We start from the raw sequence: 14,758 nt of genomic DNA on the forward strand, positions 1-14,758 counted from the left end.
GACAAGATGAGTTACGAAAGGCAGGACTTGGTCCGGTTGCATGAAAGCTTCCGGTTTATCAGCTATTTGTTGCTGATCGCTTCGCTGTACCTCAGCCGGATCGACTTCTTTGCTGGCCGGGGCTTGTACATTCCCGAGTTTGAGGGTTTGTTTCAAAAGTTGGGTCAACTGGAATTCCTTTCTGATACCTACCTTTCGAAAACCTTTTGCCTGTTGTTTCTGATGATCACCTGCGTAGGCACCAAAGCGCACAAAGACCGGGAACTGAAGGTTGCCAGTATTGTGGTGCAGGTAATTGTCGGATTGATCCTCTATTGGGGAAGCCTGCTACTGGTGGGCCGTTATGATCTGGCTTACCTGATTTCAACATTTATTGGCTTTGTACTCCTGAATATCGGTTTTGATAATGTCTCCAAGTTGGTCACGGTCAATTTGATGAAAGACCGCTTCAACATGGAAAACGAAAACTTCCCGCAGGAAGAGTTTCTCAAAACCAATGAATACGCCATTAACCTGCCAACCCGCTACATCCAAAAAGGGAAAGAGCATCAGGGCTGGATCAATCTTGTCAATCCTTTCAGGGGAACGATGGTCATTGGTACTCCCGGCTCCGGGAAGTCTTATTCGGTGGTTTTGCCTTTTATCAAGCAGCACCTTCAAAAAGGCTTTTCGCTGTGCGTGTATGATTTTAAATACCCGGACTTATCGTTGGTTGCTTACAATCACTTTTTAATAGCGAAAAAGAAAGGCAGCCTGACTGAAAACACCCGGTTTTATGTGATCAATTTTGACGATATCCGGAAATCATTTCGCTGCAACCCGCTGGCACCGGAGCTGATGGAAAGTCCCATTGATGCCTTTGAATCGAGTAGAACAGTTCTCTACAATCTGAACCGGGAATGGATCAAAAAACAAGGGGAGTTCTTTTCTGAAAGTGCCGTGTCCTTTTTTGCAGCCGTGATCTGGTTTTTGAAAAGGTACAAAGACGGAAAGTACTGCACCCTTCCCCATGCTATTGAGCTATTGCAACTGGACTATGACGATTTGTTTGAAGTGCTTGGCCAGGAAAAAGATGTTGTGGGCATTATCAATCCTTTTGTCAGTGCCTACCAGCGCAAGGCCAATGAACAACTGGAAGGGCAGCTGGGAAGCCTGAAAATTGCCATTTCCAAGATCATCAGCCGGGAGATTTACTGGATCTGTTCAGGGAATGACTTTTCCCTGGACATCAATAATCCCCAAACCCCAAAAGTCGTGTGCCTGGCAAATAACCCTCTTCGCATTGAAATGTACGGGGCGGTGCTGTCCCTTTTTATTACACGAATGCTGAAAATCATCAACCGCAAAGGGCAGCATCCGGCATCGTTGATCTTTGATGAGTTGCCAACGATCTATTTTAGAGGACTGGATACCTTAATTGCCACGGCCAGGGCCAACCGGATTTCCACCTTGCTGGGTATGCAGACTATCGACCAGCTGATCCGGGACTACGGGAAAGAGCAGGCTAACGCCATTTTGACCAATATCGGGAATGTCTTTTCCGGCCAGGCGGCCGGGGAAACGGCCAAATTTATGCAGGCCCGGATGGGCAAGATCTTACAGGAACGCCAGGCCATCAACATTAACCGGAACACCCAAAGCACGACCATTTCCACCCAGATGGATTACCTGGTACCGGAAGGAAAGATTGCCACTTTACCTCAAGGTTATATGGTTGGCCAGCTCACGGATAATTACGGCGAACAGATTAGCCAGAAAAACTTCAATTGTCTGATCCATGTGGATACCGCAAAGATTGAAAAAGAAGAAAAGGGCTACCGGACGATTCCTGATTTTTACGAATTCGATGATATGAATGAAGTGCTGGAACGAAACCGCCTGCGAATCCAAAACGATATCCGCAGGATTACCAACCAAACGGCTATCGACAGGGAGGAAGAAGCGGACAGTCACCAAAAACCGGAACCGCAAAAGCCGGATCATCCAAGCCAACCGGTCAAACCATTCACCATTGTCCACCGAAAAAATCCCAAAAACAAAAGCAATGAATAATAAAAAAGCATTACGCCTAAAAATATTTATAAAACCCTTCGTGGGCCGGTTGAACAGAACCGAAGGGAGAAACACGTTTTCGAAGTTGATTAACACTTAAAATTAAAAGTTATGGAACAACAAAACACACGAATGAACATGGCTGACATCCCGTTTGAGAAATTGGAGAAAGCCGGAATTGACCGCAACTTTGTATCCCGCATGGAAAGCCGGGAGTTGACTGATTTTCTGAACGGTTTTCGCTCAGATAAGCTTTATACCATTAATGCCAGGATCAACGACCAGGATTACAAGATCCCGGCAAAGATTCGTTTACAGCAGGGTGAAGATGGCAAAGTCGATGTCAAGGTCCATCCGATCCAGCGCCTGTTTGTCCCCGATGAATACCTGGGGCACAAGTTTACCAAAGAAGAAAAGGGAGCTTTACTGAATGACAAGAACCTGGGAAAAACCGTGGAACTGACCGGTCGGGACGGTAAGAAGGATACCTATTACCTGAGTGTCGATTCGAAGACCAACGAGCTGATCCCGCTTCGGGCCAAACACATCCAGGTTCCGGATAAGATCAAAGGAGTCGCCTTGACTTCGGAGCAAAAAGAAAAGCTGGCAGCCGGACAAAAGGTGACCGTGGACGGGATGTTGGGAAAGAACAATAAGAAGTTTGGCGCCACCCTGCAGGTGAATGCTGCCGAACGGAACATCGGCTTCTCGAATTTCAAACAGGAGAAGATGCAAAAATCGGAAGACCTGAAACCGGAAAAGAGCAAAGGAGCCAAACCGAAAGTTGGGTAAAAACCATCGTTTACTTGAATTGAAAAGAGGGGGAAATGTGAAATGAAGTTTCCCTTTCTTTTTGACCGAAAAATCAGAGAAAAAAGCAGGAAAATCAAGGGTAAAATCTTAGCTCAAAGAGGGGAGTGCAAGATGTGTTTTTGTATGCACAAAAACCTTTTCACCTTGTCCCGACCACGTCGGGAGGCCGTCCCACCTGATAACAGGTGACAACAATATTCCCCTCTTTGAATTATGAAAAAGGTAACAGAAAACACTTCATGCGGCCACATTTACCAGATAAGGACAAGCGAAACGATATGCTGATCATCCGGATCACCCGGGAAGAAAAGATCCGTTTGAAAAGCCTGACCAAACGGGGGAAGTTCGCCTGCATGAGTGATTACATCCGGTCACGAATTTTTAAGAGGTCAGACAGGAAGGTGATTTCGCTGGATGAAAATGCCAATGACCAGTTAAAAAATTTGGACTACGAGCTAAATAAGATTGGCGTCAACTTGAACCAACTCTCGAAGCGCATGAATTCCTTTGCTGGTTACCGGGTTGATGACAATGACCGGCTGCTTTTGAAGCAGGCTTTTGATATGATGAGGCAGTGTCTGGTACTGCTTCAAAAGTATCTGCGTTGATTCCTTCCATACCCTAAAAATCGGACGATCATGGTTATTAAAATACACCAGGCTTGCAGCACAAAAAACGCCTTGTTTTATAATGAGCGTAAAGTGGAACGGCACAAAGCAAGTTTCTATCACAGTCGGAATATGCCGGTTGTCAACCCCTTTATGGGCGATAAGAACGATCGCTACCGGATTTTTCAGGAGATTGAAGACCGCAATACCCGGGTTCGAAAGCCTGGATTGCATCTATCCATCAATCCGACAGTTGGTGATTTGGTTCGGCTGGGAGATGCCGGGATCCGGACTGAAATTGATAACCTGATGAACCACCTGGGATACGGAAACCAACCTTACTTTGTGTATAAACATGCTGACCTGGAGCGGGTGCATTTTCATGTTGTTTCCTCCCGTATTGATTGTGATACAGGCAAAAAAATCAAAGATAGTTACGAAAAAGAAAAGACGCAGCGGTTCATCAAAGGACTGGAGAAGAAATACCAGCTTACCAAAGATGATACTCAGGAAAAATTAAACTACCGGTTTTCCGGATCCAGCAAAAACCTGAAACAAAACCTGGAAAATTTGTTTACCCAGCTCAACCGAATGGAGTTCATCACCTCCAAGGAACTATATGACCAGGCATTGGATCTGTTTCAGGTTGAAATCAGAAAAGCTGGGAGAGGTCATTTGGTTTTTGTGACTGATGAGAATGGAACGATAATCCGGCATCCGATGAAATTGTCAGATTTTGATGAGCGGCCGAGGTTTTATTTGTCAAGGCAAGAATTGTTGTCCCAGGAACAGAACAGGAAAAATCTACCAAATACCCTTTCGAAACACAATAGTGAAGGAATAGCCATTGGTACGCTAAAGACACTAATCATCAGGGAATTGATTTCAAATATGAGAGCTCAGCTCAGAGGAGATTCTTTCAAGAAAGGGAAAAGGAATAGACTTAGAAAGGGCGAAAAGAAGCGGAGAGGGAAAGGTTACAGGCATTAGATTGAAAATAAATGAGCTAGCGTTGCTTATTGTTGATTGTATTTTTTTAACTTTATAGTCAACTGTTTTAGAAAACCTTCGAGCTAAACTTCTGAAAAATCACCTAAGCTATGGATGAAATTGTTATCCTCCCTAAAGTAGATTTACTCTATACTCCTGCAGTGAACTACGCGATTCAGCAAAATAGAATACCTCTTGTTCGAAAAATCATCATAGAAAACCCTTCAGAAGAAGATTGGTCCGATCTTAAAGTTTGTATTGGATGTGAGCCAGATTTTGCCAATAACTGGGAGCAGCAAATTGAATATTTGCCACATGGGCAAAGCTTTGACTTGCAGGCAGAGAGATTACGGCTTTCATCCAGATTCCTTTCTGAATTGACAGAAAAATTGGCCGGAGAGTTGACTTTAACTGTTTCTTTAAAAGGTACATTGTTGTATAACGAGAGTTTTGCTGTGGATATCTTGGCATATGACCAATGGAATGGGATTGGGATCCTCCCTGAGATGTTGTCGGCTTTTGTGACACCTAATCATCCTCAAATTTCAAAAATTATCGGAAGCGCCTCGAAGATACTCGATCGTTGGACAGGAAATCCATCTTTTGATGCCTATCAAAGCCAGAATCCTGATCGGGTCAAAAAGCAAATGGCTGCTATTTTTGAAGCAATTGCAGGACTTGGAATCGTGTATTGTTCGCCTCCCGCTAGTTTTGAACAAGAAGGGCAACGCATCAGGATGTGTGACACCATATTTTCGCAAAAGCTTGCCACTTGTATTGACATGGCCATTTTGTATGCCAGTTGCCTGGAGGCAGTTGGATTAAATCCACTTTTGATAATTGTTAAAGGCCATGCCTTTGTGGGAAGCTGGTTAATTGATGAGACTTTCTCTGACAGTGTGAATGATGATGTTTCCCTACTGAAAAAGCGAACAGCAGCAGGAATCAATGAAATTGCATTGGTTGAATCAACTTTTATGAATGCCGGGCAAAACGGTTCTTTTGATGATGCCATAAACAGTGCGAATTATAAATTAGTCGATGAGGATGATTTTTGGCTCTTTGTCGATGTCAAAAGGGCAAGGTATGGCCAGATAAAGCCATTGCCGCAACGCATAAAAACTGCTGATGGTTGGGAAATTGTTGAAAATCCGGTGACGACGCGTCCGGATTATATCCCTGAAGAAGTTCTGGTTGACAGGCTTGATGTTCCCGATACATCTGTTGTTCTGACAAAACAAAAACTGTGGGAGCGCAAACTACTGGATTTAAGTTTGAGAAATAATCTATTGAACTTGCGCGTCACGCATAGTACCATTCAATTGATATCCGTAAGTCTCAATCTATTTGAAGATTCGCTGGCAGATGGGACCGAATTTCAGGTTTTGCCGAAGCCCGATGAGTGGGTTAATCCGTTGAGTGTTTCCGGTGTGTATCAAACGGTAAACCTGTCTGATCCCATTGTGGATTTGTTAAAGCATGAACTCGAACATAAACGGTTACGATCCTATTTGACTGAGGGGGAACTGACAAAAGCCTTGACCAAGCTCTATCGGGCCAGCCGTTTGTCGTTGGAAGAAAATGGTGCCAACACCCTTTATTTGGCTTTAGGTTTCTTAAAATGGTACGAGTCCGAACGAAGTGAACTTCCCCGTTATGCCCCAATCTTGTTGCTACCTGTTGAAATCATCCGAAAATCTGCACAGAAAGGTTATGTGATCCGTAGCCGGGAAGAAGATACATTGATGAATATTACATTACTGGAAATGCTCCGGCAGGATTTCAATATTATCATTCGTGGATTGGATGAGCTCCCAAAGGATGAAAGTGGCGTGGACGTAAAGAAAATTTTCAATATTGTCCGAAAAGGTATCATGTCCCAGAGACGTTGGGACGTAGAGGAACAGGCATTTCTGGGAACATTCTCTTTCAGCAAGTTCATCATGTGGAATGATATTCATAACAATGCCGACAAATTAAAGGAAAACAAGATTGTTGAAAGCCTCATTTCCGGAAAAATTGAATGGGAGACGGATGATTTGTTGATCGATGATTTAAACCTTGACCAGCAGTATTTGCCTTCTGATATTGCTCTTCCGATTAGTGCAGATGCATCTCAATTGGAAGCGATTTGTGCAGCAGTTCAGGACAAAAGCTTTATTCTGCATGGCCCTCCTGGAACCGGCAAATCACAAACCATCACCAACATTATTGCGAATGCGTTGTATCAGGGGAAACGGGTTTTATTTGTGGCCGAAAAAATGGCTGCCTTATCGGTGGTTCAAAAACGCTTGGCAGATATTGGATTGGATCCCTTTTGTCTTGAACTTCATTCCAATAAGACAAAGAAATCCACCGTACTCGAACAACTTCAAAAGACAACCGAAGTTATCAGAAAAACTTCACCGGAGGAATTTCAGATTGAATCAGAACGACTTCATAACCTTAGAATCGAACTGAACAATTATGTCGATGCGCTACATAAACAACATTTGTCTGGCTTTTCGTTGTTTGATTGTTTTACAGGTTATGCCCAACTCAATGGCGCTTCCGATTGCATTGAGTTGGAGGATGGTTTTGTGGAAGCAATGGACTCCAACAAGTTCGAAGAATGGTGTGAAATAGTTGAAGAGCTGGAAAATGCAGGAACACTCTGTGGACATCCACACAAGCATCCGCTGGCTGAAATAAAAACGACTTCGTATAGCCAACAGATCAAGTCAAACGCATCGGATTTGATATTGGCTTATCTTGACTTATTGGACCAGACTAAGCTGAAGCGAAATGCTTTGACTGAACTATTTAACCTGGATACAAGGATTCTCGAAAGAAAGCAAGATGATTCGTTAGCCCTGCTGGCTGAACTGATTTTAAAATTGCCTGATACGCCACAGGAGATCATGAATGCAGGAAATGTCGAACATACTTTGGGTGAATTGATTGAACTTTCTGCCCATGGGATCAAACGGGATGAGTACCGCAAAGAGCTATTAAAAGGCTTTAATAAAAGTATCCTTCAATATGATGCTGAAATGGGTTTAGCGGCTTGGAACCTGGCATCAGAAAAATGGTTTTTGCCTAAGTGGTTGGATCAAAGCAAAATCGCAACGGAGCTAAGAGCATTCTCCAAAACAGGTAAGATTGAAAAAAGATCTATTCCTGATTTGTTGGGGAAAGTGATTCTTTTCCGCAAAGAGCAGGATGTTTTGGATGAGAATACCAGTACCCTTACAAAAATGTCAGGATTTTTATGGAAGAACGGAAATTGTAATTGGAAAAATCTGGCCAGTATTTGCGAATCGGTCATTCAGATACAAAAGCAAATCGTTCAAATTACTGGTGATCCGCATGAAACAAAACAAATACGCGAGAAATTATCATTTGAATTATCGGAAGGAACAAGTACCTATCTTCAGGTACACGCAAAAACATTGGGCCGTTTTATTGATGTTTTGACGCGAGTAAAGCAAACCGAAACACAAATCAATGAATTGTTAAAGGTTGGTTTCTCTAAAGATGTGGGACAGGAACAAGATTGGATTGAACATTGGAAACAGAAAGCTTCAATATGGAAAGAAAACCTCGACAAACTCAGGGATTGGACCAGTTGGAACCAGGCGGTTGAAAAAGCTCTGGAATGTAACCTTTCCCCCGTGTTTTTAGCTTATCAGAACGGAAAACTAAAGAATGACGAGGTGCTTCGGTCCTTTAAAAAAGCGATTTATCGCCAATGTTCGGAATTGATCATTGCCGGTGATCCAAATTTGTCTGCGTTTAACGGAAAGCTGTTCGAAAGTAAAATCGCCAAGTTTAAGGAAAAGAGCAAGTATTTTGAAGAACTCACCAAAGCTGAATTGTTTGCCAAGCTGGCTTCGTCCATTCCATCTTTTGCAAGGGAAGCCGCTCAAAGTTCAGAGATTGGGATTCTACAGCGCGCCATTCGCAGCAAAGGACGGGGAATGTCTGTACGTAAACTGTTTGATTTGATCTCCAATTTATTGCCCCGAATGTGCCCTTGCATGTTGATGAGTCCAATTTCCGTTGCCCAGTATTTTGAGGTCGACCGCTCCAAATTTGATTTGGTCGTTTTCGATGAAGCGTCGCAGATGCCAACCTGTGAGGCCGTTGGTGCCATTGCACGCGGTCAAAATGTGATTGTGGTCGGCGATCCCAAACAAATGCCGCCAACCAGTTTCTTTTCGACCAACAACTTTGATGAAGAAAACGCCGAAAAAGAAGACCTGGAAAGTATCCTGGATGATTGCCTGGCCCTGTCCATTCCTTCGAAACATTTGTTGTGGCACTACCGGAGCAAACATGAAAGTTTGATTGCGTTCAGTAATTCAAACTATTACGACAACAAATTGATGACTTTTCCTTCTCCGGATGATTTATCCACCAAGGTCAATAATGTTCATGTGCCGGGCTATTACGACAGAGGAAAAACCCGACAGAATAAGTTTGAGGCCGCCGCTATTGTTGATGAAGTTTTAACACGGTTGGCAGATCCTGTGCTTTCCAGACGAAGCATTGGAATTGTAACGTTTAGCTCTGCACAGCAGACCTTGATAGAAGATTTGCTGAACGAGGCACTGAAAAAGTCGCCCGAACTCGATGCCATCGCGATGGAATCGCCCGAGCCGATTTTTATTAAAAACCTGGAGAATGTCCAGGGAGATGAGCGGGATGTAATTTTATTCTCAATGGGCTATGGGCCCGATAAGGAAGGTCGTGTAAGCCTAAATTTTGGGCCGTTGAACCGTGATGGGGGATGGAGACGTTTGAATGTGGCTGTTTCAAGGGCACGTTACGAAATGAAGGTCTATTCAACCCTGCGTTCCGACCAAATTGATATTACGCGTACTGCTTCAGGGGGAGTAGCTGGCATTAAAGCTTTTCTGGAATATTCGGAAAAGGGTAAAATGATTTTGTCTCAGAAAAACTATCAGCGAAAAGCAAGGCCAAATTCTTTTGAAAAACTGGTTGCCGAAGAAATCCAAAAATCAGGTTATACCGTCCATACAGATATCGGATGTTCCGGCTACCGGATTGATATTGGGGTCGTCAATCCGAAAAACTCGAACGAATATATTTTGGGAATACTAACGGACGGTGATAACTATAAATCCGCGAAAACAGCAAAGGATCGGGAAGTTGTTCGAATGGACGTATTGAAGCTGTTGGGCTGGAACGTTTATAAACTGTGGTCGCCCGATTGGTGGGACAATCCACAGAAAGTGCTTCAAGGGATTTTGGAAGCTATTCAGGAAGCTCAGAAGCCAAAAGTAATAGCTCCTGTGGATTCTGAAACTGAAACTCAAAAGGGTCAAACGATAATTTCAAAAACAGAACGGTTTGCCGATGTTGAACTTCAGGGGATAACCCAGCAAATCATCCCTGTTGAAACAAATAGTGCAAATTACCAGGTGTGTGCTCTGTCTCTCTCCAATTTACCGGTATCGGATGCGTTTTTTGATTCTGGTAGAACTCAGAAAATTCTGAGTCAAATCAAACAGATTGTAGAAATGGAAGCGCCGATCAGCCAGACACTATTGTCAAAACGAATTTTGGCTGCCTGGGGAATTACCCGGCTTGGTGTTCGGTTGAACGATTATTTAAACCGTTTGTATCGAAGGCTCGAACTAAAGCAATCCAAACAAAATGGAGCTGTTTTTTATTGGCGTCAGGATCAGGAGCCGGACTTATACATTCAATATCGTATCCCGGAAAACGATTCTCAAAAACGAAACGCTGAAGACCTGCCAAAAGAAGAAATCGCAGCTGGAATCCATGAAATCTTAACCCATCAAATTAGTTTGCCGCCAGATGATTTGGTAAGAGAAACGGCCCGTTTGTTTGGTTATGCCCGCATTGGCGCTAACGTTGAGCAGGCCATGAAATTAGGAATTGACTATGCACTTCAGAAAAGAATCATCACCGAAAATAATGACCGGATTATTCTAACCTAACCTATTAAAAAATGAACTTTGTTGCTATTGATGTGGAGACAGCCCAGGGGAAACGCTGGAGCATTTGTCAAATTGGCCTGGCCATTGTTGAAAATGGCGAAATTACCCAAACCATTTCCAGACTTGTTCAGCCACCACAAAATGAATACTCGGAATGGAATATCCGGGTGCACGGCATAACCCCGCAAATGACTTGCGATGCCCCGGTCTTTTCAGAAGTATGGAACGAAATACATTCGTTGGTTCATGGCAAAAGACTGGTGGCGCACAACGCCTCCTTTGATATCAACTGTTTGATGCAGGCTTTTCATTTTTACGGGCTGCCAGTTCCCAAGTTGGAGTGTGACTGTACCTTTTCCAGAACAGGTGTTAAATTGAATGAAATTTGTGCCGTCTATGACATTGAGCTGAATAACCACCATGATGCAGCCTGCGATGCTGAAGCTTGCGCCAAGGTCTATCTGAATCTATTGCGTGGCATTCAGCCTGATTTTTCGAAGGTGACGCCTCGTTCCAAAAAATCAACCACCTTTTTCCAAGCTGAAGGACACGAACGCCTTTGCGGCAATGTTTTAAAACCCGACCTGCAGCAAGCCGATTGCAATAGTCCCTTTTATGCAAAGAAGGTAGTTTTCACAGGTGTTCTGAAAACAATTCCCCGAGCCGAAGCGGCCAAGCTGGTTAAAAAACTTGGTGCCGACATTGACACCACAATAACCAAACGCACCAATTTTGTCATTACCGGCTCTGCTCCCGGTCCTTCTAAAATGAAGAAAATAGAACAACTCATTGCGCAAGGCTTTGAAATCCGGCTGGTTTTCGAGGAGGAGTTTTTGAGGATGTGTGGAAAGAATTGAGTTTTATTATTTGGCCACTTTGCCTAGAGAAACAGGGCATTCTACCACATCAAACTCTTTGATGATATTATTCAGTTTGTTATTAATGATTAGTAGTTTGGATTTAATATTCTTACGATCATACTTCTCCTTTAGTAATTCTTGAATGATATAAGCCCGACCATTATAAAGAGAAATTTCTTCGCAAATTCCATTACTTCTCTCATTCTCTGCCCCCGCTTGAAAATTTCCAGACAGTGGTTTTAATTCTGATGTTATCTGACCGTCGTTAATTAGGCTATTTCCAGAAATTAAATCGATCGCAAAAGATTCATCAGAACTTTTCTTTTTGAGAATTATATCAACAGGGGCATAGAACGATTCAAAGCGATCTACTCCTTTGCTATTTACTGATACATTAAACTCTACTATCTCGTAATTATTCGTTTTCAGGTATTCATCAAAAGCATGTGTCCGTTCGTCGAGAATTACTTTCTTGCTATTGTCCAGGTAATAAAATATCAAGCTTTCTAGGTTTTGGCCGGAAAGATTGTTTTGAATAAAATAGCTTTGGTTGCTGCTGTTTAGAAGATCCATTAATCTTGTAGAAGTGTAGGTGTCAAAGTTCCTATCATCATTAATAATGTATTTCCATTCTTTCTTAGCTAGATCAGGAGTTGCTTTAAAGAATTCAATTGGCAACCATTCTTCACTATACTTACCTTTTGCCACATTAAACCATTGAACTTTAACTTTCGTTTTTGATATTAATTTTTCAGTAAAGTTATATTTTTCATTTCTCCATTCAGATTGACTTTCCGCTTTCGCTTCTTTGATAATAAATGACGATGACACAAAACGATCATTCTCCCGAGCTTGATTTTTGATAGTCTTGTAGCGTTCTATTATTGATGTTCTTAAGAATACCTCAATTGGTAATTTAGATTTATCTTTAAAGTCAGAATCCTTCATAACTTCAGATATTCCCGGGAAAGCAATCAAAGATTCAGAATAAAACCACGCCTCTTGAAAACGCCCTAGCTTTGAGTCATACCACGCACAAAGATAGTTCGTCCTTAGTTTGGAAACTTCTTTGAAAGTTGAATCCTCAGAATTGGCTTCCATCTTTTTTTCAATACTTTGCGTGTATTCTTTGACGATCATTAAAGGATAGTTGTCGGAAGAACAGGTAATGGTGCTTCCAATATATTTGATTTCTGAATTGTTTTTATTGTGGCCTTCTCTAGGGATTTCGAAATAAGGATGATTGCGAATCGCGACCAGTTGTCCGATTTTATAGGTAATTTTAGTCATTGTTATTTAGTTTTTTGACTAAGATAAATATAATATTTAACTTAGCATAGTTTCTGAAACCAAGGATCAGAAGTTTGTTACTGTTAGTACCATTGTGTCATATTTGACCAACTATTGTTTGTTAGAAATGATAGGTAGTGTAGATAGGAAATTTATCTGAATTATCAATCGATTGATAACACATATAAATTTCTCTTGATTTATTAGGTTCGTTATTGCATTGACTATTAAGCCAGCAACGATGGATTGAATCATTGGTTCGTTCATTAATGTGATAGTTATATACGTTAAAGCAATAAACAAGCTTTCCTGTAAAGTAAAAGGTAGGTGGAACTCGGGGATCCGGGTAGCGGTACAACTGAAAAGTGTCAAACATGCTTCGATAACGAAACCACCATTGGTTTCAGAAACTTTTTTTTACTATGAAAAACAAGGACTGGTTTAAAGCACGTGGTTATCGACATATCGATTCAAAGATTACGATCAGTGAGAAACGAATAGTGTTGCGTAAGTTATCTAACCCAAAATACATAGCTAAGCATGCTTTTCGGCCCTTGATTTATAAAACGCTCAGCGAGCGTAAGTACAAAAAACTGAAGGATAGTGAAGGAGTTTATTATAGGTCCCACTTTGAACGAGATACTGGTGAATCCACAAAGAAAGTTCGACCAATACACTATGCATGCCACCTAGATGCGCAAATCTACGCCTATTACAACCATAAAATCTTAAGTTCTCCCTATGAAGATTTGTTAAGAGCAACCCCTGGTTTGTCAGATTGCATTTCAGCTTACCGAAGTATACCAGCGCCAGAGGGCTTCCGAAACAAATCGAATGTGCATTTTGCTAAAGATGCTTTTGAAGAAGTGAGACAGCGAGGTGAATGCATAGCGATTGCGCTGGATGTAAAGAGCTTTTTCAGCACGCTTGACCACAAGATATTACTAGAAAGATGGAAAGAGGTTTTAGGGCTCAGTTTCTTACCTCCAGACCACTTCAATGTATATAAGTCGATTACCCAATTTCGTTATGTGAGTTTAAATGATTTCCGAACACTTAAGGGTGGATTTGATGAAAGAGAAATATCAAATTACCAGAAAAGTGGTATAGATGCCTTTTTTAAATCGATGACTGATTTTCGGGAGAGACTTGAAGCCAAAGAATTTATTGTAAGGAAAAATCAATTTCTCAAAGAGGAGAATGGCAAACGATATCTAATTGGTATTCCACAAGGGTTGCCAATTAGTGCGTTGTTAGCAAACATCTATATGTATAGATTTGATTTAGCTGTGTATAATGAGTTATGTCTAAAACGAAATATCTTTTACCGAAGGTATTCTGATGATATTGTTTTGGTTTGCTCGATAGACCAACGAGAATATGCGGAAAGCTTTGTTCGAGAGAAGATTTCTGGAGAGCTGGCAAAGTTAAAGCTTTCGGAAGATAAGACTGAACGAACGGTTTTTAAAGCCTTCCAAGTAAACGAAAAGGAGCGGTTACAATCCTATGCTTTAGCCAAGGATGGTATAATGACTTTCAATGTCCCGTTTAATTATTTGGGCTTCCAGTTTTATGGGTATCAAACCTTAATCAAGAATAACCGTGTTTCCAATTTTTATAGAAGAATGAAGCGTGCGGTCAGAGTGCAACATATCAAAGCAGAAAAGGCGAAAGAGAAGAGCCTTATCGCGAACAAAGTGATTTATAAGACCAGACTTTATAGATTATTTAGTTACAAGGGAATCAAAAAAAGGGAACTGCCAAATAGACGCAGATATATTTTGACTAAAAATCGTTTAGGCTATTGGGCTAGAAATCCGATTGAGATTAACCGACGACATCGAGGGAATGCACTTAAGTATGCACAGAACGCCGCAGAGATAATGGATGCCCCGGAAATTAATCGGCAATATCGTAATCATTTTAGGATTCTTCAAGAGACGATTGGAAGATACAATTTTGACAATTGCACGAAGGATTAATACTTTAAACCCAAATTAAATCCTATGAAACTCCTCCATACCTCCGACTGGCACCTTGGCAAGCGGCTCGATGATTTTTCGCGCATGGAAGAACAACAAGCTGTGTTGCAGGAAATTTGTGAGCTAGCTGAACGAGAACAAGTGGATGCCGTGCTGGTGGCCGGCGACTTGTTTGATACCTTTAATCCGCCCAC

At 41.9% G+C, this 14,758-nt stretch carries 9 protein-coding genes; 8 read left to right on the forward strand and 1 reads right to left on the reverse strand.

Translation table 11 applies throughout. The annotated features are described in order from the left end of the window. Window positions 1-6: 6 nt before the first annotated feature. From NC99_RS16505 to NC99_RS22165, 6 genes are all read left to right on the forward strand, one after another. Complete coding sequence (locus NC99_RS16505) at window positions 7-2,052, forward strand: YWFCY domain-containing protein (RefSeq protein ID WP_053186181.1); 2,046 nt, start codon at window positions 7-9, stop codon at window positions 2,050-2,052. A gap of 111 nt (window positions 2,053-2,163) precedes the next feature. Beyond that, complete coding sequence (locus NC99_RS16510; RefSeq protein ID WP_053186183.1) at window positions 2,164-2,844, forward strand: DUF3945 domain-containing protein; 681 nt, start codon at window positions 2,164-2,166, stop codon at window positions 2,842-2,844. 260 nt (window positions 2,845-3,104) lie between these two features. Then, window positions 3,105-3,473: a plasmid mobilization protein gene (locus NC99_RS16515; RefSeq protein WP_053186185.1), complete on the forward strand. Its 369-nt coding sequence runs from the start codon at window positions 3,105-3,107 to the stop codon at window positions 3,471-3,473. A 30-nt stretch (window positions 3,474-3,503) separates the two neighbouring features. Further along, window positions 3,504-4,463, forward strand: coding sequence for a relaxase/mobilization nuclease domain-containing protein (locus NC99_RS16520; RefSeq protein WP_053186189.1), 960 nt, complete (start codon window positions 3,504-3,506; stop codon window positions 4,461-4,463). A gap of 110 nt (window positions 4,464-4,573) precedes the next feature. Continuing rightward, a complete protein-coding gene (locus NC99_RS16525) occupies window positions 4,574-10,432 on the forward strand; it encodes a DUF3320 domain-containing protein (protein ID WP_053186193.1) in 5,859 nt (1,952 codons plus the stop codon). Between the two features lie 11 nt (window positions 10,433-10,443). After that, the gene (locus NC99_RS22165) at window positions 10,444-11,289 is read left to right on the forward strand and encodes an exonuclease domain-containing protein (protein ID WP_162231244.1); all 846 of its coding nucleotides are present in this window, start codon (window positions 10,444-10,446) and stop codon (window positions 11,287-11,289) included. 6 nt (window positions 11,290-11,295) lie between these two features. On the opposite strand, the gene NC99_RS16535 is transcribed toward NC99_RS22165, so the two are convergent. Next, entirely contained in the window at window positions 11,296-12,582 is a 1,287-nt protein-coding gene (locus NC99_RS16535; RefSeq protein ID WP_053186205.1) for a hypothetical protein, read from the reverse strand. Window positions 12,583-13,004: 422 nt separating this feature from the next. Between NC99_RS16535 and NC99_RS16540 the strand changes: the two genes are divergently transcribed. Both NC99_RS16540 and NC99_RS22590 read left to right on the forward strand, forming a co-directional pair. Next, the gene (locus NC99_RS16540; RefSeq protein WP_053186208.1) at window positions 13,005-14,564 is read left to right on the forward strand and encodes a reverse transcriptase domain-containing protein; all 1,560 of its coding nucleotides are present in this window, start codon (window positions 13,005-13,007) and stop codon (window positions 14,562-14,564) included. Between the two features lie 24 nt (window positions 14,565-14,588). Then, window positions 14,589-14,758 (forward strand): metallophosphoesterase family protein (locus tag NC99_RS22590; protein WP_157624404.1); only part of this gene is annotated, 170 nt, incomplete at its 3' end.

Origin of the sequence: Sunxiuqinia dokdonensis (assembly GCF_001270965.1) — a bacterium.
Classification (GTDB): Bacteria; Bacteroidota; Bacteroidia; order Bacteroidales; family Prolixibacteraceae; genus Sunxiuqinia; species Sunxiuqinia dokdonensis.

Coding starts and splice junctions, on each gene's coding strand:
- NC99_RS16505 (WP_053186181.1), top strand. CDS start 7: ATGAGTTACGAAAGGCAGGACTTGGTCCGGTTGCATGAAAGCTTCCGG.
- NC99_RS16510 (WP_053186183.1), top strand. CDS start 2,164: ATGGAACAACAAAACACACGAATGAACATGGCTGACATCCCGTTTGAG.
- NC99_RS16515 (WP_053186185.1), top strand. CDS start 3,105: ATGCGGCCACATTTACCAGATAAGGACAAGCGAAACGATATGCTGATC.
- NC99_RS16520 (WP_053186189.1), top strand. CDS start 3,504: ATGGTTATTAAAATACACCAGGCTTGCAGCACAAAAAACGCCTTGTTT.
- NC99_RS16525 (WP_053186193.1), top strand. CDS start 4,574: ATGGATGAAATTGTTATCCTCCCTAAAGTAGATTTACTCTATACTCCT.
- NC99_RS22165 (WP_162231244.1), top strand. CDS start 10,444: ATGAACTTTGTTGCTATTGATGTGGAGACAGCCCAGGGGAAACGCTGG.
- NC99_RS16535 (WP_053186205.1), bottom strand. CDS start 12,582: ATGACTAAAATTACCTATAAAATCGGACAACTGGTCGCGATTCGCAAT.
- NC99_RS16540 (WP_053186208.1), top strand. CDS start 13,005: ATGAAAAACAAGGACTGGTTTAAAGCACGTGGTTATCGACATATCGAT.